Below are 23669 nucleotides of genomic sequence, written 5' to 3'. Positions count from 1 at the left end.
TGGCTTCGGCACAATCGTCCGGTGAACCTCCATCGACTCGACCTGGTGTCGCTTTCGCTCTTCGCGCATGTGGTGCACACCGGCAGCATCAGCCAGGGCGCCGAGCGGGCGCGGCTGGCGGTGGGTGCGGCCAGCAAGCGCATCACCGACCTGGAAGCGGCGCTCGGCACGCAGCTGTTCGAGCGGCATTCACGCGGCGTGAAGCTCACCGTCGCCGGCCAGGCGCTGCACCGGCATGCGCAGCGCATCCTCACCGACGTCGACCAGCTGGAAGCCGACCTGTCCGACTACGCCAGCGGCATCGTGGGCGTGGTGCGGCTGTGGGCCAACACTTCGGCCATCACCCAGTTCCTGCCGGCGGGCATCGCGGGCTTCACCGCGGCCAACCCGGGCATCCGCATCGAGCTGGAGGAACGCAACAGCAGCGAGGCGGTGCTGGCGGTACTGGACGGCCGGGCCGACATCGGCATCTTCGCCGAGCGCACGCCGCCGCTGGGCCTGCGCACCGTGGCCTACCGCAGCGACCGGCTGGTGCTGGTGGTGCCCGAGGGCCATCCGCTGGCCGGCCGCAAGCGCCTGCGCTTCACCGAGGCGCTGGACCATGAGTTCGTCAGCCTGCCCAGCGGCACCTCGCTGGCCGAGCGGCTGCGCGAGGAGGCGGAAGCGCTGGGCCGGCGGCTGAAGCTGCGCATCCAGGTGCGCAGCTTCGATGCGATGTGCCAGATGGTGGCCGCCGGCCTGGGCATCGGCGTGCTGCCCGATGCCGCGGTGAAGCCCTATCTGCGCGCGATGGGCCTGCGGCAGATCGACCTCAGCGATCCCTGGGTGCACCGCCAGCTGCTGATCGGCGCACGCGACTTCGATGCGCTGCCGCGGCCGGTGCGGCTGCTGATGGAACACTTGCTGCGCTGACCTCACCCGCGGAACACCAGCGACTGGTGCACGCCGGCGCCGGCCAGCGCGCCGTCGCCCACCGACAGCGCCACATTGCCCGCAGCCCGTGCGGCATCGCCGCAGGCAAACACGCCGGGCACGGTGGTTTCCTTCGTCGGGCCGGTGCGCACGAAGCGGCCCATCGGGCTGTCCTCCAGCTCGCAGCCCAGCTGCCGGGCGAGCGGGCCGGCCGGCTCGGTGACGGGCTGGGTGAACAGGCCGTCCATCTCATGGCGGCGGCCGTCCTCCATCACCACCGTGGCGCTGCCCGTCACCTCCCGCACCGCGCCGCCCACCACCGCCACGCCGCGGGCCTGCAATGCGGCCGCCTGCTCGTCGTCGGGTTGATGGGCGCCGTTGAGGAACAGGGTGACGGTGCCCCAGTCCGGCAGCAGCAGCGCATGGTGCTGCGCCAGCGGGCTGGCGGCGACGACGCCGATGCGGCCCTGGTTCAGCTCGTAGCCATGGCAGTACGGGCAATGGAACACGCTGCGGCCCCAGCGCTCGGCCAGGCCGGGCACGGGCGGCAGCTTGTCGAGTACGCCGGTGGCCAGCAGCAGCCGACGGGCCGCCAGCGGGCTGCCCGCGTCGGTGTGCAGCAAGAAGCCGCCTTCTGGGGCGACCCGGGCCTGCGTGGCGGTGGCCTGCAGCCACTGCACCGTGGGGTAGCGCGCCAGCTGCTCGCGCGCCTGCGCCAGGATCTCCGCCGGCGGCCGGCCGTCCTGCCCCAGGAAGCCGTGCGAATGGGCGGCGAAGCGGTTGCGCGGCAGGCCGGCGTCCACCACCAGCAGGCGGCGCCGCGCGCGGGCCAGCTGCAGCGCGGCCGACAGGCCCGAGAAGCTGCCGCCCACCACGATGGCGTCGAAGAGCGGCTCGGCAGGGGTGTTTGGTGACTTCATGAGTTGCATGATAGGCAGCCGCCGATTTTCATGCAACTTGCCGGGTTACGATAGCTGGATGAGAAACGACAGCCGACTCTCCCGCATGCTGCATGTGCTGATCCACATGGCGCAGACCGACGAACCCGTCACTTCGGATGTCATCGCCACGATGCTGGGCACCCATGCGGTGGTGGTGCGGCGGGTGATGGCCGGCGCGCGCGACTGCGGCTTCGTGGCCGCGGCGCGCGGGCATGGCGGCGGCTGGAAGCTGGGCTGCTCGCTGGAGCGCATCACGCTGCTGGACGTCTACCAGGCGGTGGGCGAGCCGGCGGTGTTCGCCCTGGGCGCCACCGCCGACCATCCCGACTGCCTGGTGGAGCAGGCGGTGAATGCCTCGGTGGGCCAGGCGCTGCAGGCGGCGCAGGCCCTGTTGCTCAAGCGCTTCGGCCAGGTGACGGTGGCCGACATCGCGCGGCAGGCCACCGCCCGCCACGGCGCCGGGCGGCCCTAGGTGTTTGCGAGCAGCCGCTTTCGCCGTCCGCGAAAGCTCGGCTCGTCGATGGATCATTCCACCGCGGGCCGGGCTTTTCCACAATCGGCCCCTGACCTGCCGCTGGAGCGCCCGCCATGACCGACCGAACCGACCTCCCTCCACCGCCGGCCCTCACGCCCAGCGCGCTGCAAGGCGTGCGCGTGGTGGAGATGGGCCAGCTCATCGCCGGCCCCTTCGCCGGCAAGATCCTGGGCGAATTCGGCGCCGACGTGGTGAAGATCGAGACGCCGGGCGCAGGCGACCCGCTGCGCAACTGGCGGCTGATCAAGGAAGGCACCTCGGTGTGGTGGCAGGTGCAGTCGCGCAACAAGCGCTCCATCGCGCTGGACCTGCGCGGCGCCGAAGGCCAGGACATCGCTCGACGTCTGATCGCCGAGGCCGACGTGCTGATCGAGAATTTCCGCCCCGGCACGCTGGAGGCCTGGGGCCTGGGCTACGACGAGCTGGCGAAGATCAACCCCGGCCTGGTGATGCTGCGCATCAGCGGCTACGGCCAGACCGGCCCCTACCGCGACCTGCCGGGCTTCGGCGCCATCGGCGAGGCGATGGGCGGCCTGCGCCACCTGACCGGCGAGCCCGGCCGCGTGCCGGTGCGCTGCGGCATCTCCATCGGCGACACGCTGGCCGCGCTGCACGGCGTCATCGGCGTGATGATGGCGCTGTATCACCGCAAGGTGAACGGTGGCGCCGGCCAGGCCATCGACGTGGCGCTGCACGAGGCGGTGTTCAACGTGATGGAAAGCCTGATCCCCGAGTACAGCGCCTTCGGTGCGGTGCGCGAGGCGGCCGGCAGTGCGCTGCCCGGCATCGCGCCATCGAACGCCTACCGCTGCAACGACGGCTACGTGCTCGTGGCCGGCAACGGCGACAGCATCTTCAAGCGGCTGATGCAGGCCATCGGCCGCGACGACCTGGGCAACGCCCCCGACCTGGGCAGCAATGCCGGCCGCGTGGCCCGCGTGGCCGAGATCGACGCGGCCATCGAGGCCTGGACGCAGCAGCGCAGCGTGGCCGGCGTGCTGGAGGCGCTGGGCGCGGCGCGTGTGCCGGCGGGCAAGGTCTACACCGCCAAGGACATCGCCGAAGACCCGCATTACCGGGCCCGCGACATGATCCTGCAGCAGCGCACCCGCGACGGCTACGACGTGGCGGTGCCGGGCATCGTGCCCAAGCTGCTGGGCACGCCGGGCACGGTGCGCAGCTCGGCGCCGCACCTTGGCGACGACACCGATGCGGTGCTGCGGGAGATCGGCCTGACCGAGCAACAGATCCAGCAACTGCGTGAACGCAAGGTGGTGGCATGAGCAAGCACACGAACAACGACGCATGGACCGGCGCCGGCCGCCGCGTCTTCATGCAGGAGGTGGGCACCCGCGACGGCCTGCAGGTGGAAGAGGCCTTCGTGCCCACCGAGGACAAGATCGCGCTGGTGAATGCCTTGTCGCACGCCGGCATGGCGAAGATCGAGGTCACCGCCTTCGTCTCGCCGCAGGCCATCCCGGCGCTGCGCGATGCCGAGGTGGTGCTGCGCGAGATCGAGCGCCGGCCCGGCGTGGTCTACACCGCGCTGGTGCCCAATGTGCGCGGCGCCGAGCGGGCGATCGACGCGCAGGCCGACGAGCTCAACCTGGTGATGTCCGCCAGCGAGACCCACAACCTGGCCAACCTGCGCATGACGCGCGAGCAGTCGTATGCCGCGCTGCAGGCGGTGAACGCGATGGCGCGGCAGGCCCAGCGGGCGGTCAACGTGTCGCTGTCGTGCAGCTTCGGCTGCCCGATGGAAGGCGACGTGCCCGAGGCCACGGTGCTGGGCTGGTGCGAGCGCTTCGTCACCGAGCTGGGCGCCCGCGGCGTCACGCTGTGCGACACCACCGGCATGGCGTATCCGGGGCAGGTGGCCGCGCTGGTGCGGGCTTTCCGCGCCCGCTGGCCGGGCACCGAGCTGACGCTGCACTTCCACAACACCCGCGGCATGGGGCTGGCCAATGTGCTGGCTTCCATCGATGCCGGGGCCGACCGCTTCGATGCGTCCCTGGGCGGCATCGGCGGCTGCCCGTATGCACCCGGCGCCACCGGCAACGTGTGCAGCGAGGAGATTGTGCATGCGCTGCAGCTGATGGGCTTCGACACCGGCGTGGACCTGCCCGCGCTGATCGACGCCGCGCGGCGGCTGCCGGCGCTGATCGGCCACGACATCCCCAGCCAGATCGTCAAGGCGGGCCGCCGGCTCGACCTGCACCGCCCGCCGGCCGACTTCGACGCCATCCGTCAGCGTGCGCTGGCGCGTGATGCCTGACACCTCTCGTTCGACAAAGCAATGGAGACAACGACGATGAACACGACACGACGCACCACCTTGGCCCTGGCCCTCGGCCTGGGCTTCAGCGGCGCCACGCTGGCGCAGGCGCCTTACCCCAGCAAGCCGGTCACGCTGATCGTGCCCACCGCGCCCGGCGGCACCACCGACCTGGCCGCGCGCATGCTGGCCGACCCGCTGGGCAAGGCGCTGGGCCAGACCATCGTGGTGGACAACCGCGGCGGCGCCAGCGGTGCCATCGCGGCGGTGGCCGTCAAGCGCGCCGAGGCCGATGGCCACACGCTGCTGATGCAGTACTCGGGCTACCACGTCATCACGCCGCACGTGAGCAAGCAGGCCGCGCAATGGGAGCAGAAGGACCTGCAGCCGGTGGCCAACGTGCTGAATGCACCGCAGGTGATCGTGGTGCGCGAGGGCCTGCCGGTGCGCACCATGGCCGAGCTGATCGCCTATGCCAAGAAGAACCCGGGCAAGCTGACCTATGCCTCGTCGGGCAACGGATCGCTGCAGCATGTGACCGGCGCGATGCTGGAACAGCAGGCCGGCATCCAGCTCACCCATGTGCCCTACAAGGGCACCGGCCCGGCGCTGCAGGACCTGCTGGGCGCCCAGGTGGACATGACCTTCGGCACGCCGCCGCCCTACATGCAGCACATCCAGTCGGGCAAGCTGGTGGCGCTGGCCGTCACCGGCAAGCAGCGCCTGGGCTCGCTGCCCAACGTGCCCACGGCGGCCGAGGCCGGCCTGCCCAAGCTGGACGCCACTTCGTGGTTCGCGGTGTTCGCGCCGGCGGCCACGCCCAGGCCGGTGGTCGACAAGCTCAGCGCCGAGATTGCCAAGCTGATGGCCACCCCGGCCTTCCAGCAGAAGGCCGCCGAGCAGGGCGCCTCGGCCGACTACCTCAACCCGCAGCAGCTGGGCGACTACGTGAAGACCGAGTACACCCGCTGGGGCGCGGTGGTGAAGGCTTCGAAGATCGAGGCGGATTGACCGGGGCACTGATGCAAGAAGGCCGGCCACCTTTCGGTGCCGGCCTTCTTTCGCAGGACCTCAGGCGTCCGGACGCGGGGCCCGGCGCTATGCCTGCTTACTTCGCTGCCGCTGCCTCGCGGTCGGCCTGCGCCTTCAGCGCGCGCTTGCCGCGCGAGCGGATGTTCAGGGCTTCCACGGCCAGCGAGAAGGCCATGGCGGCATAGATGTAGCCCTTGGGCACATGCACGTCGAAGGCTTCGGCGGTCAGGGCCATGCCCACCATCACCAGGAAGGCCAGGGCCAGCACCTTGACCGACGGGTGGCTGTCGACGAAGTCGCCGATGGTCTTGGCGGCGAACAGCATCACGCCCACCGCGGCGATCACGGCGGCCACCATCACCGGCAGCTCGTCCACCATGCCCACGGCGGTGATCACCGAGTCGAGCGAGAAGACGATGTCGATGACGCCGATCTGGCCGATGGTGGCCCAGAAGGCGCGGGCGCCTGCGGCCTTGGCCGCCGCCTCGCTCACCGGCTCGCCGGGCGGGCCGTCCATCTCGTGGGCTTCCACCTCCACGAAGATCTCGTGCGACGCCTTCCACAGCAGGAAGATGCCACCCAGCAGCAGCACCAGGTCGCGGCCGCTGATGCCCTGGCCCAGCACGGTGAACAGGTCCTTGGTCAGGCCCATCACCCAGCTCAGCGAGAACAGCAGCGCCAGGCGCGACACCATCGCGAAGCCCAGGCCCAGGCGGCGTGCCCGGTCGCGCAGCTCGGGCGGCAGCCGGCCGACGAGGATCGAGATGAAGATGATGTTGTCCACGCCGAGAACGATCTCCAGCGCGGTAAGCATCGCGAAGGCGATCCAGACATTGGGGTCGAGAAGGATTTCCATGGTGTCAGTGGCGCGACGCTGCCGCAGGGCAGGTGCGCAGAGTGGTTGTGTGGGAAGGGGGCGGACGGCCGCTGGGCGGCCCGCGGGAGGCGGGGCGTGTTACGCCAGGGCGTTGCGGCAGGGCGGGCGCTGCAGGCCGTCCAGGTAGGGCGGCAGCGGGATGGCGGCGGCACGGCCGCGGCACCAGGCCACGGTGGGCCGAGATGGCGGCCAGGCGGCCGGCACGCCGGGCAGCACGCCCAGCGCATCACCCAGGCCGTCGTGCGTGACATGGCTGCGGCCATCGCCGGTGTCGGCACCGGCCGCGGCATCCACCAGCGCCATGCCGCACACCAGCTCCAGCGACTCGGCGCTGCCGGCCAGCAGCAGCGGCTCGGCATGCGCGAACACGCTGGTGCACAGCAGCACCAGCGCAACGATCATGGCAAAGGGCCGCGGATGCATGGGACCGGGATTCTACGGGCCGCCTGCGAGGCGGCGTCGCGGTTCCTACGTACATGCCCTGACGCACGCACGCCGGGCGCGCGAATGGTCGCGGCCCGGCGTGCGGTTGGGTCAGGGCGAAGAGGACTTACTTCTTCTCGTCGGCCGGGGTCACCTCGACCTTGGGCACTTCGATGGTCTTCTCTTCCTTCTTGATGGTCGGGACCTCGATGGTCTTCTGCTCGGTGGTGACGTTGACGTCAGGCGTCTTCACGTCGTACTTCGGCAGCGTCACGTTGCCTTCCTTTTCCTTCTCCACGCTGTACTTCGGCAGGGAGACGTCGCCTTCCTGCGTCTTGTCCACGTCGCACCCGGCCAGGCCGAGCGAACCGATCAGGGCAGCGGAAATGATTGCAATGCGGACCATGTGGATCTCCTCGTGTGTTGATGGGTTGATTTTTGTGTACCGGCCGATGCACCGCTGTGGGACGGTTCCTGCATCGCCGGTAGGACGCGCCCGCGGGCGCGGGTCGGCTGGTCGGTGGGTCAGTCGACGCCGCTGGTGCCGTCCAGCACCTGGCGCACCTTCTTCGTCAGGTCGGCCTGCGAATAGGGCTTGAAGACCATCTCGTAGTGGTTGCCGCCCCAGCGGTCGGGCGTCGAATCGGCGAAGCCGGTCATCAGCACCACCTTGAGGTCGGGCCGCTTGGCCTGGGCCTCGCGTGCCAGCAGCACGCCGTTCATGCCGCCGGGCATGATGAGGTCGGTGAGCAGCAGGTCGAAGGGCGTGTCGCTGTCCAGCAGGGCCAGCGCTTCCTTCGCCGAGCTGCAGTCCACCGCGGTATAGCCGGCCTCGCGCAGCATCATCGCGGCCATCTCGGCGATCTCGGCGCGGTCGTCCACCACCAGCACATGCTCGGTGCCCTGGGCCGCCCGCGAAGCCTGCGGCGAAGGCAGCTTGGAGATGAAATCGGTGGTGGCCGGGAAGTACAGCCGTACCGTGGTGCCCGTGCCCACCTCGGAGTAGATGGTGGCCACGCCGCCGCTCTGCTTGGCGAAGCCCCACACCATCGACAGGCCCAGGCCGGTGCCCTGGCCTTCTTCCTTGGTGGTGAAGAAGGGATCCATCACCCGCGGCAGCGCCTCCGGTGCAATGCCGCTGCCGTTGTCGGTGACCGAGATGCGCACGAACGGTCCCACCGACGGCACGCCGTGCAGCCGCGCCTCGTCGGGGCCGATCTCCAGGTTCTCGGTGCGGATGGTGAGCAGGCCGCCCTCGGGCATCGCATCACGTGCATTGAGCAGCACGTTCAGCAGCGCCACCTCGGCCTGCGTGGGGTCGATGCGGCAGTTCCACAGCTGCGGCTCCAGGTCCGTGTGCAGCTCCACCGATTCGCCCAGCGTGCGCCGTGCGAGGTCGGCGGTGGCCAGCGTGAGGTCGTTGAGGTTGATGACCCGGCCGCGCAGCTGCTGCTTGCGCGCGAAGGCGAGCAGCTGCTGCGTGAGCACGGCCGACTTGCGGGTGGCCTCGCGGGCATTGTTCAGCGCCTTGTTCAGCGCGGGGTCGGCCACGTCCAGGCTGCGGAAGCGGCGGGTCATCACGTCCAGGTTGCCCAGGATGATCTGCAACAGGTTGTTGAAGTCGTGCGCAATGCCGCCGGTGAGCTGGCCCAGCGCTTCCATCTTCTGCGCCTGGCCGAGGGCCGACTCGGCGTCCTTGCGGCGGCTGACGTCCAGCTGCGACGAGAAGAAATAGATCAGCTCGCCGGCCTGGTTGCGCAGCGGCGTGACGAACAGGGCATTCCAGAAGCTGCTGCCGTCCTTGCGGTAGTTCAGCAGCTCGGTGGCATGTTCGCGCTGGGCGGCAATGTTGCGGCGCACCTCGGCCACCGCATGCGGATCGGTGTCCGGGCCCTGCAGGAAGCGGCAGTTGCGGCCCAGGATCTCGTCCTGCGTGTAGCCGGTCATGTCCAGGAACGCGTTGTTCGCGAACACGATCGGGTTGTCCGGCAGCCGCGGGTCGGTGATCACCATCGGCATGCGCGTGGTCTCGACGGCGGCGAAGAAGATGTCCCGCCCTTGTCCTTCCGACTGGAAGTTCTCGGTGTCGAGCGTCACGGGCGCATGCTTGGGTGCAGCGCGGTTGTTCGGGGTGTTCGCCAAGCGGGCTCCTTTGCCATCGAATTTCGCAACGAAATTTATCGAGGGCGGTCGGTACGCGCTGTCGGCGCCCGCCTATAGCGGGAGTCGCAGGATGCCTTCAGTCGGCCATGGGCATCCGCCTGCCTTCAGGGGGGCGAGCCCACCGGCAGCACCGTGCCCTGGGCATCCAGGCGCCACAGCGCGGTGAGCCCGCCGGGGCCGTCGGCGACGAAGAACAGCTGGCCGCCCACCGCGACGTAGTCGTGCGGAAAGCTCCCTGCCGGCCCGGGGTTCAGGTCGGCCAGCAGCCGCGTGCCCGCAGCGGTGCCGTCGCTGGCATGCAGCTCATGGCCGAGGCCCGGCGACAGGGCGGCGAACAGCAGCCGGCCCTGGTGGGCCTGCAGCCGGCTGGGCGCCGAAGGCTGCGGACCGGGCTGCAGGTCGGCCACCAGCCGGGTGCCCTCGCGGCGGCCGTCGGTGGCCCACAGCTCCGCGCCGTGGAGGCCGTCGTTGGCGCTGAAGTACAGCATGCCGCCCACCGCCGTGAGGTGGCTGGGCACCGCATGCGCCGGGCCGGGCGCGATGTCGGCCACCTGGCGCAGCCTGCGGCCGTCGGCATCCGCCGACCACAGCTCCACGCCCTGGCGGCCATCGTCGGCGGCGAAGTACAGCGCATCGCCCATCGCGGTGAGGTAGCGGGGGCCGGCGCCAGCCGGGCCGGGCCGCAGGTCGCCCACCAGCCGGGTGCCGGCCTCGGTGCCGTCGCTGGTCCACAGCTCGGGCCCGTGGCGGCCATCGTCGGCCACGAAGAAGAGCCGGCCGCCCAGGGCCACCAGCTGCTGCGGCTGCGAAGCCGCGGGCCCGGGGCGGATGTCCTTCACCCGCCGGGTGCCCGCAGCGCTGCCGTCGCTGGTCCACAGCTCGGCGCCATGGCGGCCATCGTCGGCGATGAAGAAGAGCCGTTCGCCCACCACGGTGAAGCCGCGGGGCGCGGAGCCGCCGGCGCCGGGATTCAGGTCGGCCAGCAGGCGGGTGCCGGCCTCGTCGCCGGTGCTGCTCCACAGCTCGAAGCCGTGGCGGCCATCGTCGGCCGAGAAGATGAGACGGTTGCCGAAGGCCACCATCGCATTGGGCAGGCTGTCGGCGGTGCCCGCGTTCAGGTCCGCCACGCGGCGGGTGCCGGCCTCGGTGCCGTCGGTTCGCCACAGCTCCAGGCCGCTGCTGCCGTCGTTGGCGGTGAACAGCAGCGCATCGCCCAGCCGGGTGAAGCCGCTGGGGTAGCTGCCCTCGGTGCCCGGCTGGATGTCCTTCAGCCGGCGCGGGCTGCCGCCGGCCGCGTCGGCGCGCCACAGCTCCAGGCCGCCAGCCGCATCGGCCATGGCGAACAACAGGGCATCGCCCAGCGCGGCCGGCGTGGCCGGTGCGGTGCGTCCCGGGGCGGCGGCGGTGGCCGGCCCGCTGGTGGCCGGTGCAGCGGCCGGCACCTGCGCACCGGCGAAGCTGCCGGGCAGCGCTGTCGCGGCGGCGGCCAGCGCCGCCACCGTGGCAGCCCGCAGCGTGGCCAGCCGCCGCTTCATGCCGCGGCCGCCCGCTGGCGCCGGCGGGCGAAGACGCCCACCACCCCCAGGCCGGCCAGCGTCATCAGCACCGTGGCCGGCTCCGGCACGGCCGCCACGGTGTTGATGCCCGCCACCAGCTGCAGCTGCGGCAGCGAGCCGCGGGTGTTGTAGTCCAGCCCGATCTGCACCTGCGACACCGTGGCGCCCTCGGCCACGCCGAAGAAGCTGAGGTCCACCGTCGTCATGTTGACGTTGTAGTCGTCGATGATGGTGGTGGTCTCGGTGGTGAAGTACAGGCGGGTGATGCCGTTGATGGTCACGTTGAAGCTGTCGAAGCCTTCCTGCGAATACTCGTAGGCCTCATGCCCGCGCTCGAACAGCGCCAGGTCGTTCCCCGCGCCGTTGACCAGCACCCGGTCGGTGAAGCCCAGCACCACCTTGGCACCTGCGGTGGTGGACATGGCCCAGGTCGACAGGCTGCCGTCCGTCAGCGCGTCGGCCAACGTGCCGCTGGAGGTGGTGAACACGCCGGTGGACGACACCAGCGTGTCGGCGAAGCCGGCTTCGTCCAGCGACAGCCCGCCGATGTCCAGCGCCTGGGCCGCGGGCGCGGCCAGCAGTGCCGCACAGGCCGCGGCCACCGCGGCCGCACGATGCACCAGGCCCCTCATGCCGCCACCTCCTGCCGCCCGGCGCGGCGCTGCTGGCGCAGCCGCCAGCCACCCAGCACGCCCAGGCCGGCCAGCATCAGCGCCCATTCCGAAGGCTCGGGCACGGCAGTGACGGCGCTGGCGAAGGCATTGCCGTTGAAGCTGTAGTAGCCCATCTGCTGCGGGCCTTCCATGGCAACGGTGAGCGTGAAGCTGCCGTTGCGCATGCCGCTGCCGCCGGCTTCCTGCACCGAGTCGATGCGGTCGGTGAGCTGGTCGATGGCGTTGGTGTCGTAGTTGCCGGCACCGAACACCAGCTCGGCAAAGCCGTAGCTGTACAGCGGCTGGTTCAGCGGCGAGGTGGCATCCAGCGTGTAGTTCACGGTGAAGGTCACGGTGCCGGCCTGCGACAGCGTGAAGGCGCCGCCGCTGAAGGCACTCGCCTCGCCCTGGTGGGGCTGGGCGAATGCATCCACGAACGAAGGCGTGGCAGTCACCCGGCCGGCCAGCAGGCCGGATGCGGTGCCGCTGGCCTGCGCGCTGGCATGCGCCACTTGTGTAGACAAGCTGGCAGCCTCCATCGCGCTGTCCACGTCGTTGCCGCCGAGGCCGCCGGCCTCCTTGGATTCCACCGCCAGCTCGACGAAGCGGCTGTCGTCGACCCAGCTCAGCGTGCCGCCCGACACCACGTGCGAGAACGAGGTGATCTGGAAACCGGCGCCGACCTGCGCCATCGCGCCAGCCGAGCCGAGGGTGAGCGCGCAGGCCGCGCCCAGAAGCTTGATGTTCATGGGGATCCTCCTAAATTAATAGACGACGACCTTGCCCGTGGCCCGGGGGCTGGTGCAGTCGTTGTAGAAGTACTCGCCCTTCTGGTTGAAGGTGTACGAGAACGACTGTCCCGGGGCCAGCGGGCCGGCGTTGAACAGGCCTTCGAAGAACTGCGTCGCGCAGTGGTTCTTGGCGTTGGTGGCCGGGTTGTGGAAGGTCACGGTGGTGCCCTGCGGCACGCGCAGGTGCTGCGGCGCCATCGCATTGACGGTGTCGCGTTCCTCGCTGCCCACCACGCCGTTGGTGTAGGTGCGGTTGAGCACCACGGTGTTGTTGACCACCGAGCCTTCCACCGCCGGGGCGGTGATCTGGCGGCGGGTGGACGGCGGCACCGGGGCTTCGGCCTGCGGCACCTTGCCGCCCACCTTGAAGGCCCACAGGTAGTCGCCGCGCGGCGCGTCGCTGAAAGGCAGGCCCGAGCCGCCGGCGAACACCGCCATGTACTGCTCACCGTCGATCTGGTAGGTGATGGGGCTGGCGTTGATGCTGGCGCCGGTCTGGAAGCGCCACAGCTCGCGGCCGTTCAGCGCATCCAGGCCCAGCAGGTTGCCGTCGGGCTGGCCGATGAACAGCAGGTTGCTGGCCGTCGTCAGGATGCCGTTGCCGTGCGCCACGGACCAGGGCAGGTCCTTCTTCCACACCACCTGGTTGGTGGAGGGATCGACGGCCACGATGCCACCGGACATGCCGGTGCCCAGCGGGCGCAGGCCGTTGCTGGCTTCGGTCAGCGAGTGGGCCGAGCCCACGTAGCCCACGCCGGTGTACATCCACTTGGTGGTGTGGCTGAAGGACTGGTGGTTCCAGTCGGCACCGCCGCCCTGGCCGGGGAAGGACAGGATGGGCTCGTCCCAGTGCGCCGCGTACAGGCAGCCGGTCTTGAAGTTGGGCACGGCGCGGGCCGGGCCTTCGTTGGTGGGGCAGGTGGGGATGAAGCTGCCGCCGCGCGGCCAGGGCTGCGTGGGCCAGCTCTTCTGGCGCGGGTCCACCGGCACCGGCTTCTCGTCGATGCCCAGCAGCGGCTGGCCGTTGCTGCGGTCCAGGATGTAGTACATGCCGGTCTTGCTGCCGTAGACCACGGCCTTCTTCGTCTGGCCGGCCACGCGGATGTCGGCCAGCACCGGCGCCATCACGTTGTCCATGTCCCAGATGTCGTGGTGGATGGACTGGAAGTGCCACTTGTAGGTGCCGGTCTTGGCATCCATCGCCACGATGGAGTTGGCAAACAGGTTCTGGCCGCCGCGGGTGGAGCCGTTCTGCGACGAGCCCGCGCGGGCATTGCCGAAGGTCCAGTACACCGTGTTCAGCTCGGGGTCGATGGCCGGGTGGATCCACGGCGTGGCCCCGCCGGTGAGGTGGCTGTCACCCTCCCAGGTGTCGCCGCCGATCGTGCCGGGCGCGGCTGCGCCGAAGAAGTGCCACACCAGGTCGCCGTTCTTGGCATTGAGGGCCAGGCCGGCGCCGCGCGGGCCGTCGTTGGTGCCCACGTAGATCATGCCGTCGTGGTACACCACGGCCACCTTGGCGATGTTGCCGTAGCCCTCGTGCTGGCGCTCCCACACCACCTGGCCGGTCTTCTGGTCCAGCGCGATGACGTAGTTGCCGGTGGTGAGCGTGTAGACCTTGCCGTCGCCCACGGCCACGCCACGGCGCGTCTGGCCGCCGCGGCCGGGGTTATAGCTCCACTTCACCGCGCCGGTCTTGCCGTCCACCGCATGCACGCGGCCTTGCGCGGTCTCGATGAACAGCACGCCGTCCACCGCCACCGCGGTGCTCTGCGCATTGCCGGCCTTGGCGCCGCCTTCCAGGCTGGTCATCCACGCTGCGCCCAGCTGGCGCACGTTGCCCTTGTGGATCTTGGCCAGCGACGAGTAGTTCTGGTTGCCCAGGTTGCCGCCCACCTTCGGGAAGTCGGTGGTGGTGGGTACGCAGCAGTTGTCGGCGGCCGAAGCCAGCTGGGCCGCGGCCAGCAGGCCGGCGCCCAGCAGCAGCCGCAGGGTGGAATTGAAGTTCATCGGGGTACTCCTGGAGAACAGTTCATGGGGGCGGCTCTGGCGGCCGCTGGGGCGTACGGACGTGGCGGGGCCCAGCGGCTGCGCGAGATGGGGCGCGCGCCCGCTGCCGGGCCTGGCAGGGTCAGGAAAGGGTCAGTCGGGTCGCGGGCGGCGGTCGCGGCGCTGGCGGCGCGAGGCCACCAGGCCCACCGCTCCGAGGCCGGCCACCAGGGTGGCCCAGGTGGCGGGCTCGGGCACCGGCGCGGCCACGTAGTCGAAGGTCAGGCGGCCGCTGTGCCACTTGCCGTCGGCACCGGCCAGGTCGTTGATGTCGTCGTAGAACTGCAGGCCCAGCCTGCCGTCGCTGCCCAGGCGGAAGGACAGGCCCTGGTTCAGCAGGTCGAGGCTGCCCGTCAGCGTGCGGCGGCCCGACTCGGTGACGTCGGGCACCGGGATGAAGTCGAAGCCTTCACCCGACATGCCGCCCACGCGCAGCGTCAGCTCGCTGAGCCAGCTGTTCGTGAAGGCTTCCACGTCCACCTCGTAGCGCATGCCGGTGATGAACGAGTCGGCGCCCAGGTTGAAGCCCAGGGTCGTGTTGTTCTCCGAGTCCACCTCATCGACGCTGTCGATGTTGTCGAAGCTGAAGGTGAAGGAAGCGGCGCTGGCCGGCAGCGCGGCCGCCAGGCCCAGGGCCATGGCGCCCAGCGCGAGGTACTGCTTCATGGCCTGCCTCACTGCGTGCAGAAGGGCGTCAGGCCCATGGTCGACTTCACGCCCTGCACCACCATCTTCTGGAACTGCGCGGCGCCGGGGCCCGAGCCGGTGAAGGAGGTGGCGTTGTGGCCCAGCGTGGTCAGCCAGGCGCGGCCGCCGTCGTAGTACTGGCACCAGGTCACCGGATGGAAGTCGGGGTGGCCGGGGTGCGGCGCGCCGGTGGTGGGGTTGAGCGTGCTCACGTCCACCTTGGCCAGGAACTTCACGTTGGTGGGGAAGGGCGCGAGGTTGTACCACTCGTCCTGGAACTCGAAGCGAGCAGAGATGCCGGCGGTCGACGGGTCGTTGCCGATCAGCTCCACCGTGCCGGCGCGGTTGGGGCCGTGGTTGTAGAAGTTGGCATTGCCCAGCAGGCCTTCGTAGTAGGGCCAGTTGTATTCGGCACCGAAGGCGTTGTGCAGGGCCACGAAGCCGCCGCCGCGGCGCATGTAGTTGCGCAGCGAGGTGCGGGCCGCGTCGTTGCTGGTGGTGGCGGTGGCGTTCCACAGCGTGTCGCGGTTGCTGCTGGCGAAGATCACCGTCTTGTAGTTGTTGATGCGGCCGCTGAGCACGGTCACGTCCTCGGTCCAGTCGGCCTGGATGCCGGCTTCGGTCAGCATGCGCACCAGGCCCGACTGCATCACGTTGGTCTCGGCCAGCGGCGGGTTCAGGCCGGGTGCCAGCGCAGGGCCCAGGTTGGCATGGCGCGGGCCGGCGGTGCGCGAATAGATCAGCACGCGGTTGGGCGTGTTCTCGAACGCCTTCCAGTCGTTGTAGCACTCGGGGCTGGTGCCCCGGCACACGTTGTAGTACGGGTCGATGTTCTTCGAATTGACCTTCTTGGTGGCCTGGGCCTGCGCACCGAAGCAGCTCAGCACGGCGGCCGCGGCCAGGGTCAGTTGAAGGGTCTTGCCTGTCGTCTTCATCACGGGTCTCCTCTCTGGGTGGGGTCTGGAATCAATAGAACCAACGCGCGGGCACCGTCACCAGCTTGGGGAACAGCACCAGCAGCAACAGCAGCCCGAACTGGGCGATGAGGAAGGGCACCACGCCGCGGGTCACCGCGTCCATGCTCATGCGGCCGACGCCGGCCACGGTGTTGAGCACGGCGCCCACGGGCGGCGTGATGAGGCCGATGGAGTTGTTGATCATGAACAGCACGCCGAAGTACACCGGGTCGATGCCGGCGGCGGCCACCACCGGCATCAGCACCGGCGTCAGGATCAGGATGGTGGGCGTCATGTCCATGGCGGTGCCCACGAACAGCACCAGCGCCATCAGCGCCAGCATCAGCAGCGTGGGCTGGTCGATCAACGGCTCCACCAGGCTGACCACCAGCGCGGGCAGGCCCGCCACCGTCACCAGCCAGGCGCTGACCATGGCCGCAGCCACCAGGAACATCACGATGGCGCTGGTCTTGGCGGCATCCACGAACACCGCGTACAGCCGGCCCAGCGGCAGTTCGCGGTACACCAGCGTGGAGATGAGCAGCGCATACACCGCGGCCACCACGGCGGCCTCGGTGGGCGTGAACACGCCGAACTTCAGGCCCACCACCACGATCACCGGCAGCAGCAGCGCCCAGGAGGCCTCGCGCAGGCTCACCAGCACCTCGGCGCGGGTGCGCCGCGGCGGGGGGGTCAGCGCCTCGCGGCGCGCCATCCACCACCAGGTGAGCCACAGCGCGGCGCCCAGCATCAGCCCCGGCATGATGCCGGCCAGGAAGAGCTTGCTGATCGACACGTTGGCCGCCACGCCGAACACCACGAAGCCGATGGACGGCGGGATCACCGGACCGATCACGCCACAGGCCGCGATGAGGCCGCCGGAGCGGGCCTTGTCGTGGCCGGCGGCCACCATCATCGGCAGCAGCAGTGCGCTGAGCGCGGCCGCGTCGGCCACCGCGGAGCCCGACAAGGCGGACATCAGGCAGGCCGCCACGATGGCCACGTAGCCCAGGCCGCCGCGCACGTGGCCCACGATGGCCAGCGCCAGGTTGACGATGCGGCGCGAGAGCCCGCCGGTGTTCATGATCTCGCCGGCCAGCATGAAGAAGGGCACGGCCAGCAGCGGGAAGCTGTCGGCGCCGCTGATCAGGTTCTGCGCGAGGATCTGCGCATCGAACAGGTCCAGGTGCCACATCAGCGCCACGCCGCACAGCAGCAGCGCGAAGGCGATGGGCACGCCCAGGGCCATGGCGCCCAGCAGCGAGCCGAGGAAGACGGTGATGGTCATGCCTGCTCCTCGGCCGTCATGCCGAAGGGCTGGCCGTCCTCGGTCGCACCGGGGCGCATCAGCGCCAGCATGTCCACCACCAGCATCGGGATGGCCGATGCCGCGAACACCACCGCCGCGCCGTAGACCACGGCCATGGGCGCGCCGCTGGAAGGCGCGGACACGCTCCAGTTGATGCGCATCTGCTCCACCGAGCCCTGCAGCAGCAGGCCGCAGGCGCCCAGCATCAGCAGGTGGCCGGCGACCAGGCAGGCGCGCCGCCCGCCCGGGCCCAGCCGGGCCAGCAGCATGTCGGTGCCCAGGTGCCGGTGCTCATGCAGCGCCACCACCGCGCCCAGGAAGGTGAGCCAGATGAAGAGCCAGCGCGACAGCTCTTCCGACACCGTGATGCCGGAATTGAAGGCATAGCGCAGCACCACGTTGCCGAACACCAGCAGCACCATGGTGGCCAGCGCCAGCACCAGCAGGGCTTCCAGGGCGCGGCAGTACAGGCCGAACAGACGGTTCAACACGACCTACCGCCTTCAGGCCGACTGGCCTTCGCGCACCAGGTCCACCAGCGCCTGCAGGCCGAAGGTGTAGGAGCGCCAGCCCAGGCCCTGGATGGTGGCTTTCACCGCGGGGGAGATGATGGAGTGCGCCCGCCAGGCCTCGCGCGCCGCGATGTTGGACATGTGGATCTCCAGCACCGGGAAGGGCATCGCCTTGATGGCGTCGTGCAGCGGCACGCCGTGCTGGGTGAGGCCGGCCGGGTTCACCAGCGCGCCGTGGGCGCTGTCGATGCGCTCGTGCAGCTTGTCGATCAGCGCACCCTCGTGGTTGCTCTGGAAGGTTTCCAGCGTCACGCCCAGTTCGCGGGCGATGGCCCCCAGGCGTTCGTTGATTTCCGCCAGCGTGGTGGTGCCGTAGATGTGCGGCTCGCGGCGGCCGAACAGGTTGAGGTTGGGGCCGTGAAGGACGAGGATGTTCATGGGCATGCGCAAGGAGTCGGCGTGGCTTGGGCGGGGAAGGGCATTACTTGCGGATGCGGGCCAGCTCGTCGTTGTAGAGCTTGACCGTGGCGGGGTCGTAGGAGGCGGCCAGGCGGTCGGTCACCGGCTTGGCGATGGCGCTCATCGCGTTCTGCGCGGCGGGGGTCAGCTCGTTGTATTGCATGCCCTTGGCCTGCAGCTCGGCCACGGCCTTCTGCGCGGCGGCGCGGCTGGTGGTGCGCTGGTAGCTGCGCGCCTCGTTGGCGGCGTCGTTCATCGCCTTCTTCTCGGCCGGTGACAGCTTGTCCCAGAAGCGCTTGCTGACCAGCACGATGTTGGCCGCGTACACGTGGTTGGTGGCGCTGACGTACTTCTGCACCTCGTACATCTTGTTGGACAGGATCACCGCGAAGGGGTTCTCCTGGCCGTCCACCGCCTTGGCTTCCAGTGCGCCATACAGCTCGGCGAAGGGCATCGGCGTCGGGTTGGCCTTCAGCGCCTTGAAGGTCTCGAGGAACACCGGATTGGGGATCACGCGCAGCTTCAGGCCTTCCAGGTCTTCCGGCTTGGTGATGGGCCGCTTGCTGTTGGTGACGTTGCGGAAGCCCAGGTCCCAGTAGCCCAGGGCCACCAGGCCCTTCTCGGGCAGCTTGGCCAGCAGGGCCTGGCCGAAGGGGCCGTCCAGCAGCGCGTCGGCCTGGCCGAAGTCGCTCACCGCGAACGGGAAGTCGATCAGGCCGAACTCCTTGACGATGCCTGCCAGCGAGGTGGTGGCCGGCGCGCTCATCTCCTGCACGCCGCCCTGCAGCGCCGACTGCTGCTGCATCTCGTTGCCCAGCGTGGAGGCCGGGAACTCCTGCACCTTCATCTTGCCGCCCGTCTTGGCGGCCAGCAGTTCGGCGAACTTCTTGACGCCGGCGCTCACCGGGTGGTCGGCATTGTTGAGGTGGCCGAACTTGATGGTGCGCTCCTGGAAGTCCTGCGCGGTGGCGGTCAGGGCGGGCAGGGCCAGCAAGGCCGACAGGCAGGCGAGGACGAGCGGCCGGCGGTGGAGCGTCATGGGGGTTCTCCTGTATTCAGAAAGGTGAATCTTGGCCGTCAGCATAAGAAAAACGGAAAGTGTTTCCACTAGGGAATACGCTTCCCAGCCGTTGATTCATGGGGTCGGGCGTTAGAGTGCGTGGGCAGCCCCACAAGGCCCCCGGCGGCCTGTTACAGATGAGTTCAAAACTTCAAAGAAGCTTCAACGTGCTGGAGACGCTGGCTGCGCATCCCGGAGGGTGTTCGCTGTCCTTCATCGCCACCGAGTTGGGCATACCGCTCAGCGTCACCCACCGGCTGCTGGCCGAGCTGGCCGAGTACGGTTATGTGCGCCAGGAGCGCGACCATGGCGACTACACCCTGACCGTCAAACTGGTGTCGCTGGGCCTGAGCTTCCTCAGCAATTCCGGCGTGGTGGACGTGGCCCAGCCGCTGCTGGACGGCCTGGCGCATGAGTCGGGCGAGTTGGTGCGCATGGGCGTGGTGGACGGCGAGGACCTGGTGTTCGTGGCCAAGGCGCAGGGCGCCACCCGCGGCCTGCGCTACGACCCCGACATGGGCCTGGCGGTCCAGCTGTCGTGCAGCGCGGCCGGCCATGCGCTGCTGTCCACGCTCAGCGACGAAGAGGCGCTGGAGCGCGTGGCGCGCCAGGGCTTTGGCCAGCCCGAGCAGTTCGGCCCCCGCGCACCCACCACCGTCAAGGCGCTGCTGGCCTGCCTGCGCACCGCGCGCCGGCAGGGCTACAGCACCATCGTGGAGATGTTTGCGCCCGGCATGTCCGCCATGGCCGCACCGGTGCGCGCGCCGGGCGGCCCAGCCATCGGCGTCATCACCATCGCCGGCCCGCTGGTGCGCCTGACCGAAGCCCGCATGGAGGCGCTGGCCCCGGCCCTGCTGGCCACCGCGCAGGACGTGATGGCCGCCAGCAAGGCCTCGCCGATGCTGGCGCGTGCGCAGCGCCGCAGCGCCTGAGCAAATTGCCGGTGCAGGACGTCGCTTCGGCAGTATTTGCCGGGGTGGTGTAACCGAAGCAGGGGCTGCAAGCCCCCGGCTGCGCTCGATGCCACAGGGGCGCCCCTGCACCCTCAATACGCTGCGCCGCGGGCCGATAGCAGCGGGCAATGAACGTCCTCGATCGCCACAACGTCCGCCGGCTGAATGCCGGACATCCCCGTGCCATCGTCTTTGCCCATGGCTACGGCTGCGACCAGCAGGTGTGGCGCCAGGTGGCCCCGGCCCTCGAGGCCGACCACGAGGTGCTGCTGTTCGATTACGCCGGCTCCGGCGGCGCTGATCCGGCGGCCTATGACACGCAGCGCCACGGCACGCTGCTGGGCCATGCGCAGGACCTGATCGGGGTGTGCGAAGCCGCCGGCCTGCACCGGCCGGTGCTGGTGGCACATTCGGTCAGCACCATGATCGGCGTGCTGGCGGCGCGGCTGCGGCCGGAGCTGTTCAGCGCGCTGGCGCTGGTGGCGCCCAATCCCTGCTACCTGAATCACCCGGGCTACCAGGGCGGCTTCGAGGCCGACGACATCGACGAGCTGCTGGACACGCTGGACAGCAACTACTTCTCCTGGGCCCGCATGATGGCGCCGGTGATCATGGGCAACGCGGACCGCCCCGAGCTGGGCCACGCGCTGGCCAACAGCTTCTGCGCCGGCAATCCGGCGGTGGCGCGCCACTTCGCGCGGGTCACCTTCCTGGCCGACCACCGCGCCGACCTGGCCCATGTGCAGCCGCCCTGCCTGGTGCTGCAGTGCGCCGACGATGCGCTGGCCCCGCTGGCGGTGGGCGACTACCTGCTTGAGCAGCTGCCGCGCGGCGAGCTGCTGCGGCTGCGTGCCACCGGCCATTGCCCGCACCTGAGCGCGCCCGAGGAAACCACCGCCGCGCTGCGGGGCTTCGTCGACCGCCTGCCCGCCACCACGGCGGCGCGGTGAGCGCGCCCGCGGCCGAAGCGCTGCTGCCGCTGCTGCCCGACAGCGCGCAGTGCGGCCACCTCTACACCGCCGACAACGGCCTCATCCTGCGTGCCAATGCGCTGGTGGCGCAGTGGTGCGGCCGGCCGCTGGCCGAGATCGAGGGCCGGCTGCGGCTGCAGGACGTGCTCTCGCCGGGCAGCCGCATCTTCCACGAGACGCACTACACGCCGCTGCTGCAGCTGCAGGGCTTCGCGCATGAGATCTCGTTCGACTTCCGCGCGCCGGACGGCCGTGGCATGCCGGTGCTGGCCCATGCCCGCGTGCAGCCTGCCAAGCCCGGGCAGGAGTCCGTCACCAGCATCACGCTGTTCAGTGCCGAGGCCACGCGCCGGCACGAGCGCGCGCTGCGTGCCGCGCCGGCAGGCCGAGGACAGCGCCGCCCAGCTGGCCCTGCGCCACGCACAGCTGCAGGCCCAGACCGAGCGGCTGCGGGTGACGCTGCAGTCGCTCAGCGACGCGGTCATCACCACCGACGCCCAGGGCCGCATCGACAGCATGAACCCGCCTGCGCATGCGCTGCTGGGGGTGGCCGCGGGCAGCCTGTGCGGCTGCCCCTTCGCCGACGCGGTGGCGCTGCTGTCCACCGACGACCGGCTGCCGCTGCCTTCGCCGGTGCTGGCCTGCCTGCAGCAGCGCAGCACATCGGCGGCCGGCGGCCCGGTGCTGCTGCTGCGGGCCGATGGCAGCCTGCGCCGGGTGCAGCACAGTGCCTCGCCCATCCTGGATGCCGGCGGCGGCCTGCTGGGCATGGTGTGGGTGGCCCATGACGTCACCGAGCAGCACCGCCAGGCCGAGCGGGTGGAACGCGAGCTGCGGCAGGACGCGCTCACCGGCCTGATGAACCGACGCGAGTTCGAGCGACTGCTGGCCCCGGGCGGGCGGCCGCCGGCGCAGGCGCCGGGCGACCTGCTGTGCCACCTGGACCTGGACCAGTTCAAGGTGATCAACGACACCGTGGGCCATGCGGCGGGCGATGCGCTGCTGGCCGAGATCGGCCGCCTGCTGCAGGCCGGCACCCGCCACAGCGACGTGGTGGCCCGGCTGGGCGCGGACGAGTTCGGCCTCATCCTCGCCCGGTGCGGTCCGGAGGACGGCATCCAGCGCTGCGAGGCGCTGCGCGAGCGCATTGCGGCACACCGCTTCGTGTGGCTGGGGCTGGAGCACCGGCTCACCGCCAGCATCGGCATCGCGCCGCTGCTGCGCAGCGACGGCAATGCGCTGCGGGCCCTCAGCGATGCCGACGTGGCCTGCCACGCGGCCAAGGAGGCGGGCCGCAACCGCGTGCATTTCGCGGCCGAGGCCGATGCCCAGGTGGAGGGCCGCCGCGGCGAGATGCACTGGGTGGCGGTATTGCGCCGCGCACTGGCCGAGGACCGCTTCGAGCTGCATGGCCAGCCCATCGTCGGCACCGGCGCGGCGCTGCCCGGCACCTCGCATTGCGAGGTGCTGCTGCGCCTGCGCGGCGACGACGGCCGCCTCGTGCCGCCGGCGCTGTTCATCCCCGCGGCCGAGCGCTACCAGCTGATGGGCGAGCTGGACCGCTGGGTGTTCCGCCATGCGCTGGCCTGGATGCAGGCCACGCCGCCGGCGCATTGCGCAATCAACGTGTCGGGCCAGTCGCTGGGCGATGCCACCTTCCTCACCGACGTGCTGGCGCTGTTCGAGGCGCATGACGTGGATCCGCGGCGCGTGTGCTTCGAGATCACCGAGACCGCGGCCATCGGCAACCTGGAGGCGGCCCACCGCTTCATCGCCGCCTGGCGCAAGCGGGGCGCGCGCTTCGCGCTGGACGACTTCGGCGTGGGGCTGTCGTCCTTCTCGTACCTGCGGCAGCTGGCGGTCGACGTGGTGAAGATCGACGGCTCCTTCGTCAAGGACATGCACACCGATGCGCAGAACCGCGCCATCGTCGAATCCATCCACCGCGTGGCGATGGTGTGCGGCCTGCAGACGGTGGCCGAATGGGTGGAGAACGCCGACATCCTCAGCGCGCTGCAGGAGATCGGCGTGCACTATGCGCAGGGCTGGCACACCGGCCGGCCGGCGCTGCTCGACTAGACAGGCCGGCGCGCGCGGGCGCATTCCTACGTGGCCTGCCGGAGCCGTCTGGCGGCCCGCGGCGGGTGTGCGGGCGACCATGCGGTTCAAGCTGAACAGGAGACCCGCATGACCAACGACAACACCAACCACGGCCAGGAACCCGCCCGCATCCGCATGGACGACGAGGCCGACGTAGCCCAGTGGGCCAAGAAGCTCGACAGCACCGAGGAACAGCTGAAGGAAGCCGTCGCCGCCGTCGGCGACAAGGCCGCCGATGTGGAGATGCACCTGAAGGGTACGCGCAGCACCACCAATGCGGAGCGGATCGAGGCGGCTGGGCAGGGCTGACTTGGCTCGCGTGTTTGCGCACGGCGCCTGCGCAAATGTCGGAGCGGTGGTGCTGCGCATGAAGGTGCCCTGGCACGGCGCCCGCCGGGCACCGCCCCCCGCGTGGCGGGCGAACAAAAACAGCACCTACGGCAGCGGCACGAACC

24 protein-coding genes are annotated in these 23669 nt (G+C 70.3%); 9 read left to right on the top strand and 15 right to left on the bottom strand.

The genetic code is table 11. The features are described 5' to 3' along the window. Positions 1–21 precede the first annotated feature (21 nt). Positions 22–912: a LysR family transcriptional regulator gene (locus tag VO99_RS09395; RefSeq protein WP_046112572.1), complete on the top strand. Its 891-nt coding sequence runs from the start codon at positions 22–24 to the stop codon at positions 910–912. 2 nt (positions 913–914) lie between these two features. On the opposite strand, the gene VO99_RS09390 is transcribed toward VO99_RS09395, so the two are convergent. Continuing rightward, positions 915–1832 (bottom strand): NAD(P)/FAD-dependent oxidoreductase, encoded by a 918-nt coding sequence (locus tag VO99_RS09390; protein WP_046112571.1) that lies wholly within the window; start codon positions 1830–1832, stop codon positions 915–917. Positions 1833–1890: 58 nt separating this feature from the next. Between VO99_RS09390 and VO99_RS09385 the strand changes: the two genes are divergently transcribed. The 4 genes from VO99_RS09385 (at position 1891) to VO99_RS09370 (ending at position 5674) form a co-directional block, all read left to right on the top strand. Next, positions 1891–2325 carry an Rrf2 family transcriptional regulator gene (locus VO99_RS09385; RefSeq protein WP_046112570.1) on the top strand — a complete coding sequence of 145 codons (435 nt, stop codon included), beginning with the start codon at positions 1891–1893 and terminating at the stop codon, positions 2323–2325. Between the two features lie 116 nt (positions 2326–2441). Next, a complete protein-coding gene (locus VO99_RS09380) occupies positions 2442–3671 on the top strand; it encodes a CaiB/BaiF CoA transferase family protein (RefSeq protein WP_046112569.1) in 1230 nt (409 codons plus the stop codon). Then, entirely contained in the window at positions 3668–4663 is a 996-nt protein-coding gene (locus VO99_RS09375; RefSeq protein WP_046112568.1) for a hydroxymethylglutaryl-CoA lyase, read from the top strand. The genes VO99_RS09380 and VO99_RS09375 overlap by 4 nt, the downstream gene beginning before the upstream one ends. A gap of 36 nt (positions 4664–4699) precedes the next feature. Then, entirely contained in the window at positions 4700–5674 is a 975-nt protein-coding gene (locus VO99_RS09370; protein ID WP_046112567.1) for a Bug family tripartite tricarboxylate transporter substrate binding protein, read from the top strand. 97 nt (positions 5675–5771) lie between these two features. Here the strand turns inward: VO99_RS09370 and VO99_RS09365 are convergent, their stop codons facing one another. The 14 genes from VO99_RS09365 to VO99_RS09300 all read right to left on the bottom strand — a co-directional run bounded on the left by VO99_RS09365 (position 5772) and on the right by VO99_RS09300 (position 19169). Beyond that, on the bottom strand, positions 5772–6551 hold the full coding sequence (locus VO99_RS09365; protein ID WP_046112566.1) for a TerC family protein: 780 nt from the start codon (positions 6549–6551) through the stop codon (positions 5772–5774). Between the two features lie 99 nt (positions 6552–6650). Further along, on the bottom strand, positions 6651–6974 hold the full coding sequence (locus VO99_RS09360; protein WP_198156903.1) for a hypothetical protein: 324 nt from the start codon (positions 6972–6974) through the stop codon (positions 6651–6653). Positions 6975–7122: 148 nt separating this feature from the next. Next, positions 7123–7401, bottom strand: coding sequence for a hypothetical protein (locus tag VO99_RS09355; RefSeq protein ID WP_046112564.1), 279 nt, complete (start codon positions 7399–7401; stop codon positions 7123–7125). A gap of 119 nt (positions 7402–7520) precedes the next feature. Beyond that, entirely contained in the window at positions 7521–9137 is a 1617-nt protein-coding gene (locus VO99_RS09350) for a histidine kinase famiy protein (RefSeq protein ID WP_083440474.1), read from the bottom strand. Between the two features lie 125 nt (positions 9138–9262). Then, on the bottom strand, positions 9263–10693 hold the full coding sequence (locus tag VO99_RS09345; protein WP_052736218.1) for an ELWxxDGT repeat protein: 1431 nt from the start codon (positions 10691–10693) through the stop codon (positions 9263–9265). Beyond that, positions 10690–11346: a PEP-CTERM sorting domain-containing protein gene (locus tag VO99_RS30795; protein WP_046112563.1), complete on the bottom strand. Its 657-nt coding sequence runs from the start codon at positions 11344–11346 to the stop codon at positions 10690–10692. Before VO99_RS30795 ends, VO99_RS09345 begins: the two co-directional genes overlap by 4 nt. Beyond that, a complete protein-coding gene (locus VO99_RS09335; protein WP_046112562.1) occupies positions 11343–12116 on the bottom strand; it encodes a PEP-CTERM sorting domain-containing protein in 774 nt (257 codons plus the stop codon). The genes VO99_RS30795 and VO99_RS09335 overlap by 4 nt, the downstream gene beginning before the upstream one ends. A gap of 15 nt (positions 12117–12131) precedes the next feature. Then, a complete protein-coding gene (locus VO99_RS09330; protein ID WP_052736217.1) occupies positions 12132–14168 on the bottom strand; it encodes an outer membrane protein assembly factor BamB family protein in 2037 nt (678 codons plus the stop codon). Between the two features lie 132 nt (positions 14169–14300). Continuing rightward, a complete protein-coding gene (locus tag VO99_RS09325; RefSeq protein WP_052736216.1) occupies positions 14301–14873 on the bottom strand; it encodes a PEP-CTERM sorting domain-containing protein in 573 nt (190 codons plus the stop codon). 8 nt (positions 14874–14881) lie between these two features. Beyond that, a complete protein-coding gene (locus tag VO99_RS09320; RefSeq protein ID WP_046112561.1) occupies positions 14882–15829 on the bottom strand; it encodes a ThuA domain-containing protein in 948 nt (315 codons plus the stop codon). A 31-nt stretch (positions 15830–15860) separates the two neighbouring features. Further along, positions 15861–17138: a TRAP transporter large permease subunit gene (locus tag VO99_RS09315; RefSeq protein WP_046112560.1), complete on the bottom strand. Its 1278-nt coding sequence runs from the start codon at positions 17136–17138 to the stop codon at positions 15861–15863. After that, positions 17135–17650, bottom strand: coding sequence for a TRAP transporter small permease (locus VO99_RS09310; protein ID WP_232315319.1), 516 nt, complete (start codon positions 17648–17650; stop codon positions 17135–17137). The genes VO99_RS09315 and VO99_RS09310 overlap by 4 nt, the downstream gene beginning before the upstream one ends. A 12-nt stretch (positions 17651–17662) precedes the next feature. Beyond that, positions 17663–18109, bottom strand: a complete 447-nt coding sequence (locus VO99_RS09305; protein ID WP_046112558.1) for a type II 3-dehydroquinate dehydratase — start codon at positions 18107–18109, stop codon at positions 17663–17665. Positions 18110–18152: 43 nt separating this feature from the next. Then, positions 18153–19169: a TRAP transporter substrate-binding protein gene (locus tag VO99_RS09300; RefSeq protein ID WP_046112557.1), complete on the bottom strand. Its 1017-nt coding sequence runs from the start codon at positions 19167–19169 to the stop codon at positions 18153–18155. Between the two features lie 158 nt (positions 19170–19327). Between VO99_RS09300 and VO99_RS09295 the strand changes: the two genes are divergently transcribed. The 4 genes from VO99_RS09295 (at position 19328) to VO99_RS09280 (ending at position 23523) form a co-directional block, all read left to right on the top strand. After that, a complete protein-coding gene (locus VO99_RS09295) occupies positions 19328–20122 on the top strand; it encodes an IclR family transcriptional regulator (RefSeq protein ID WP_046112556.1) in 795 nt (264 codons plus the stop codon). A 149-nt stretch (positions 20123–20271) separates the two neighbouring features. Next, positions 20272–21093 carry an alpha/beta fold hydrolase gene (locus tag VO99_RS09290; protein WP_046112555.1) on the top strand — a complete coding sequence of 274 codons (822 nt, stop codon included), beginning with the start codon at positions 20272–20274 and terminating at the stop codon, positions 21091–21093. Between the two features lie 390 nt (positions 21094–21483). Continuing rightward, a complete protein-coding gene (locus tag VO99_RS09285; RefSeq protein WP_052736215.1) occupies positions 21484–23193 on the top strand; it encodes an EAL domain-containing protein in 1710 nt (569 codons plus the stop codon). Positions 23194–23301: 108 nt separating this feature from the next. Next, positions 23302–23523, top strand: a complete 222-nt coding sequence (locus tag VO99_RS09280) for a DUF3606 domain-containing protein (RefSeq protein WP_046112554.1) — start codon at positions 23302–23304, stop codon at positions 23521–23523. Positions 23524–23669: the final 146 nt, after the last annotated feature.

Source organism: Aquincola tertiaricarbonis, assembly GCF_000969605.1.
In the GTDB taxonomy this organism is placed as follows: Bacteria; Pseudomonadota; Gammaproteobacteria; order Burkholderiales; family Burkholderiaceae_C; genus Aquincola; species Aquincola tertiaricarbonis.
Note: the sequence above shows the minus strand (reverse complement) of the source record. Positions and strands in the feature narration are given on the sequence as shown.

Excerpts from the sequence above, each read along its gene's own strand:
- VO99_RS09365 (WP_046112566.1), bottom strand. The coding sequence starts at position 6,551 with ATGGAAATCCTTCTCGACCCCAATGTCTGGATCGCCTTCGCGATGCTT.
- VO99_RS09370 (WP_046112567.1), top strand. The coding sequence starts at position 4,700 with ATGAACACGACACGACGCACCACCTTGGCCCTGGCCCTCGGCCTGGGC.
- VO99_RS09295 (WP_046112556.1), top strand. The coding sequence starts at position 19,328 with ATGAGTTCAAAACTTCAAAGAAGCTTCAACGTGCTGGAGACGCTGGCT.
- VO99_RS09380 (WP_046112569.1), top strand. The coding sequence starts at position 2,442 with ATGACCGACCGAACCGACCTCCCTCCACCGCCGGCCCTCACGCCCAGC.
- VO99_RS09300 (WP_046112557.1), bottom strand. The coding sequence starts at position 19,169 with ATGACGCTCCACCGCCGGCCGCTCGTCCTCGCCTGCCTGTCGGCCTTG.
- VO99_RS09335 (WP_046112562.1), bottom strand. The coding sequence starts at position 12,116 with ATGAACATCAAGCTTCTGGGCGCGGCCTGCGCGCTCACCCTCGGCTCG.
- VO99_RS09325 (WP_052736216.1), bottom strand. The coding sequence starts at position 14,873 with ATGAAGCAGTACCTCGCGCTGGGCGCCATGGCCCTGGGCCTGGCGGCC.
- VO99_RS09315 (WP_046112560.1), bottom strand. The coding sequence starts at position 17,138 with ATGACCATCACCGTCTTCCTCGGCTCGCTGCTGGGCGCCATGGCCCTG.
- VO99_RS09360 (WP_198156903.1), bottom strand. The coding sequence starts at position 6,974 with ATGATCGTTGCGCTGGTGCTGCTGTGCACCAGCGTGTTCGCGCATGCC.
- VO99_RS09305 (WP_046112558.1), bottom strand. The coding sequence starts at position 18,109 with ATGAACATCCTCGTCCTTCACGGCCCCAACCTCAACCTGTTCGGCCGC.
- VO99_RS09385 (WP_046112570.1), top strand. The coding sequence starts at position 1,891 with ATGAGAAACGACAGCCGACTCTCCCGCATGCTGCATGTGCTGATCCAC.
- VO99_RS09330 (WP_052736217.1), bottom strand. The coding sequence starts at position 14,168 with ATGAACTTCAATTCCACCCTGCGGCTGCTGCTGGGCGCCGGCCTGCTG.
- VO99_RS09355 (WP_046112564.1), bottom strand. The coding sequence starts at position 7,401 with ATGGTCCGCATTGCAATCATTTCCGCTGCCCTGATCGGTTCGCTCGGC.
- VO99_RS09390 (WP_046112571.1), bottom strand. The coding sequence starts at position 1,832 with ATGAAGTCACCAAACACCCCTGCCGAGCCGCTCTTCGACGCCATCGTG.
- VO99_RS09290 (WP_046112555.1), top strand. The coding sequence starts at position 20,272 with ATGAACGTCCTCGATCGCCACAACGTCCGCCGGCTGAATGCCGGACAT.
- VO99_RS09375 (WP_046112568.1), top strand. The coding sequence starts at position 3,668 with ATGAGCAAGCACACGAACAACGACGCATGGACCGGCGCCGGCCGCCGC.
- VO99_RS09345 (WP_052736218.1), bottom strand. The coding sequence starts at position 10,693 with ATGAAGCGGCGGCTGGCCACGCTGCGGGCTGCCACGGTGGCGGCGCTG.
- VO99_RS30795 (WP_046112563.1), bottom strand. The coding sequence starts at position 11,346 with ATGAGGGGCCTGGTGCATCGTGCGGCCGCGGTGGCCGCGGCCTGTGCG.
- VO99_RS09280 (WP_046112554.1), top strand. The coding sequence starts at position 23,302 with ATGACCAACGACAACACCAACCACGGCCAGGAACCCGCCCGCATCCGC.
- VO99_RS09320 (WP_046112561.1), bottom strand. The coding sequence starts at position 15,829 with ATGAAGACGACAGGCAAGACCCTTCAACTGACCCTGGCCGCGGCCGCC.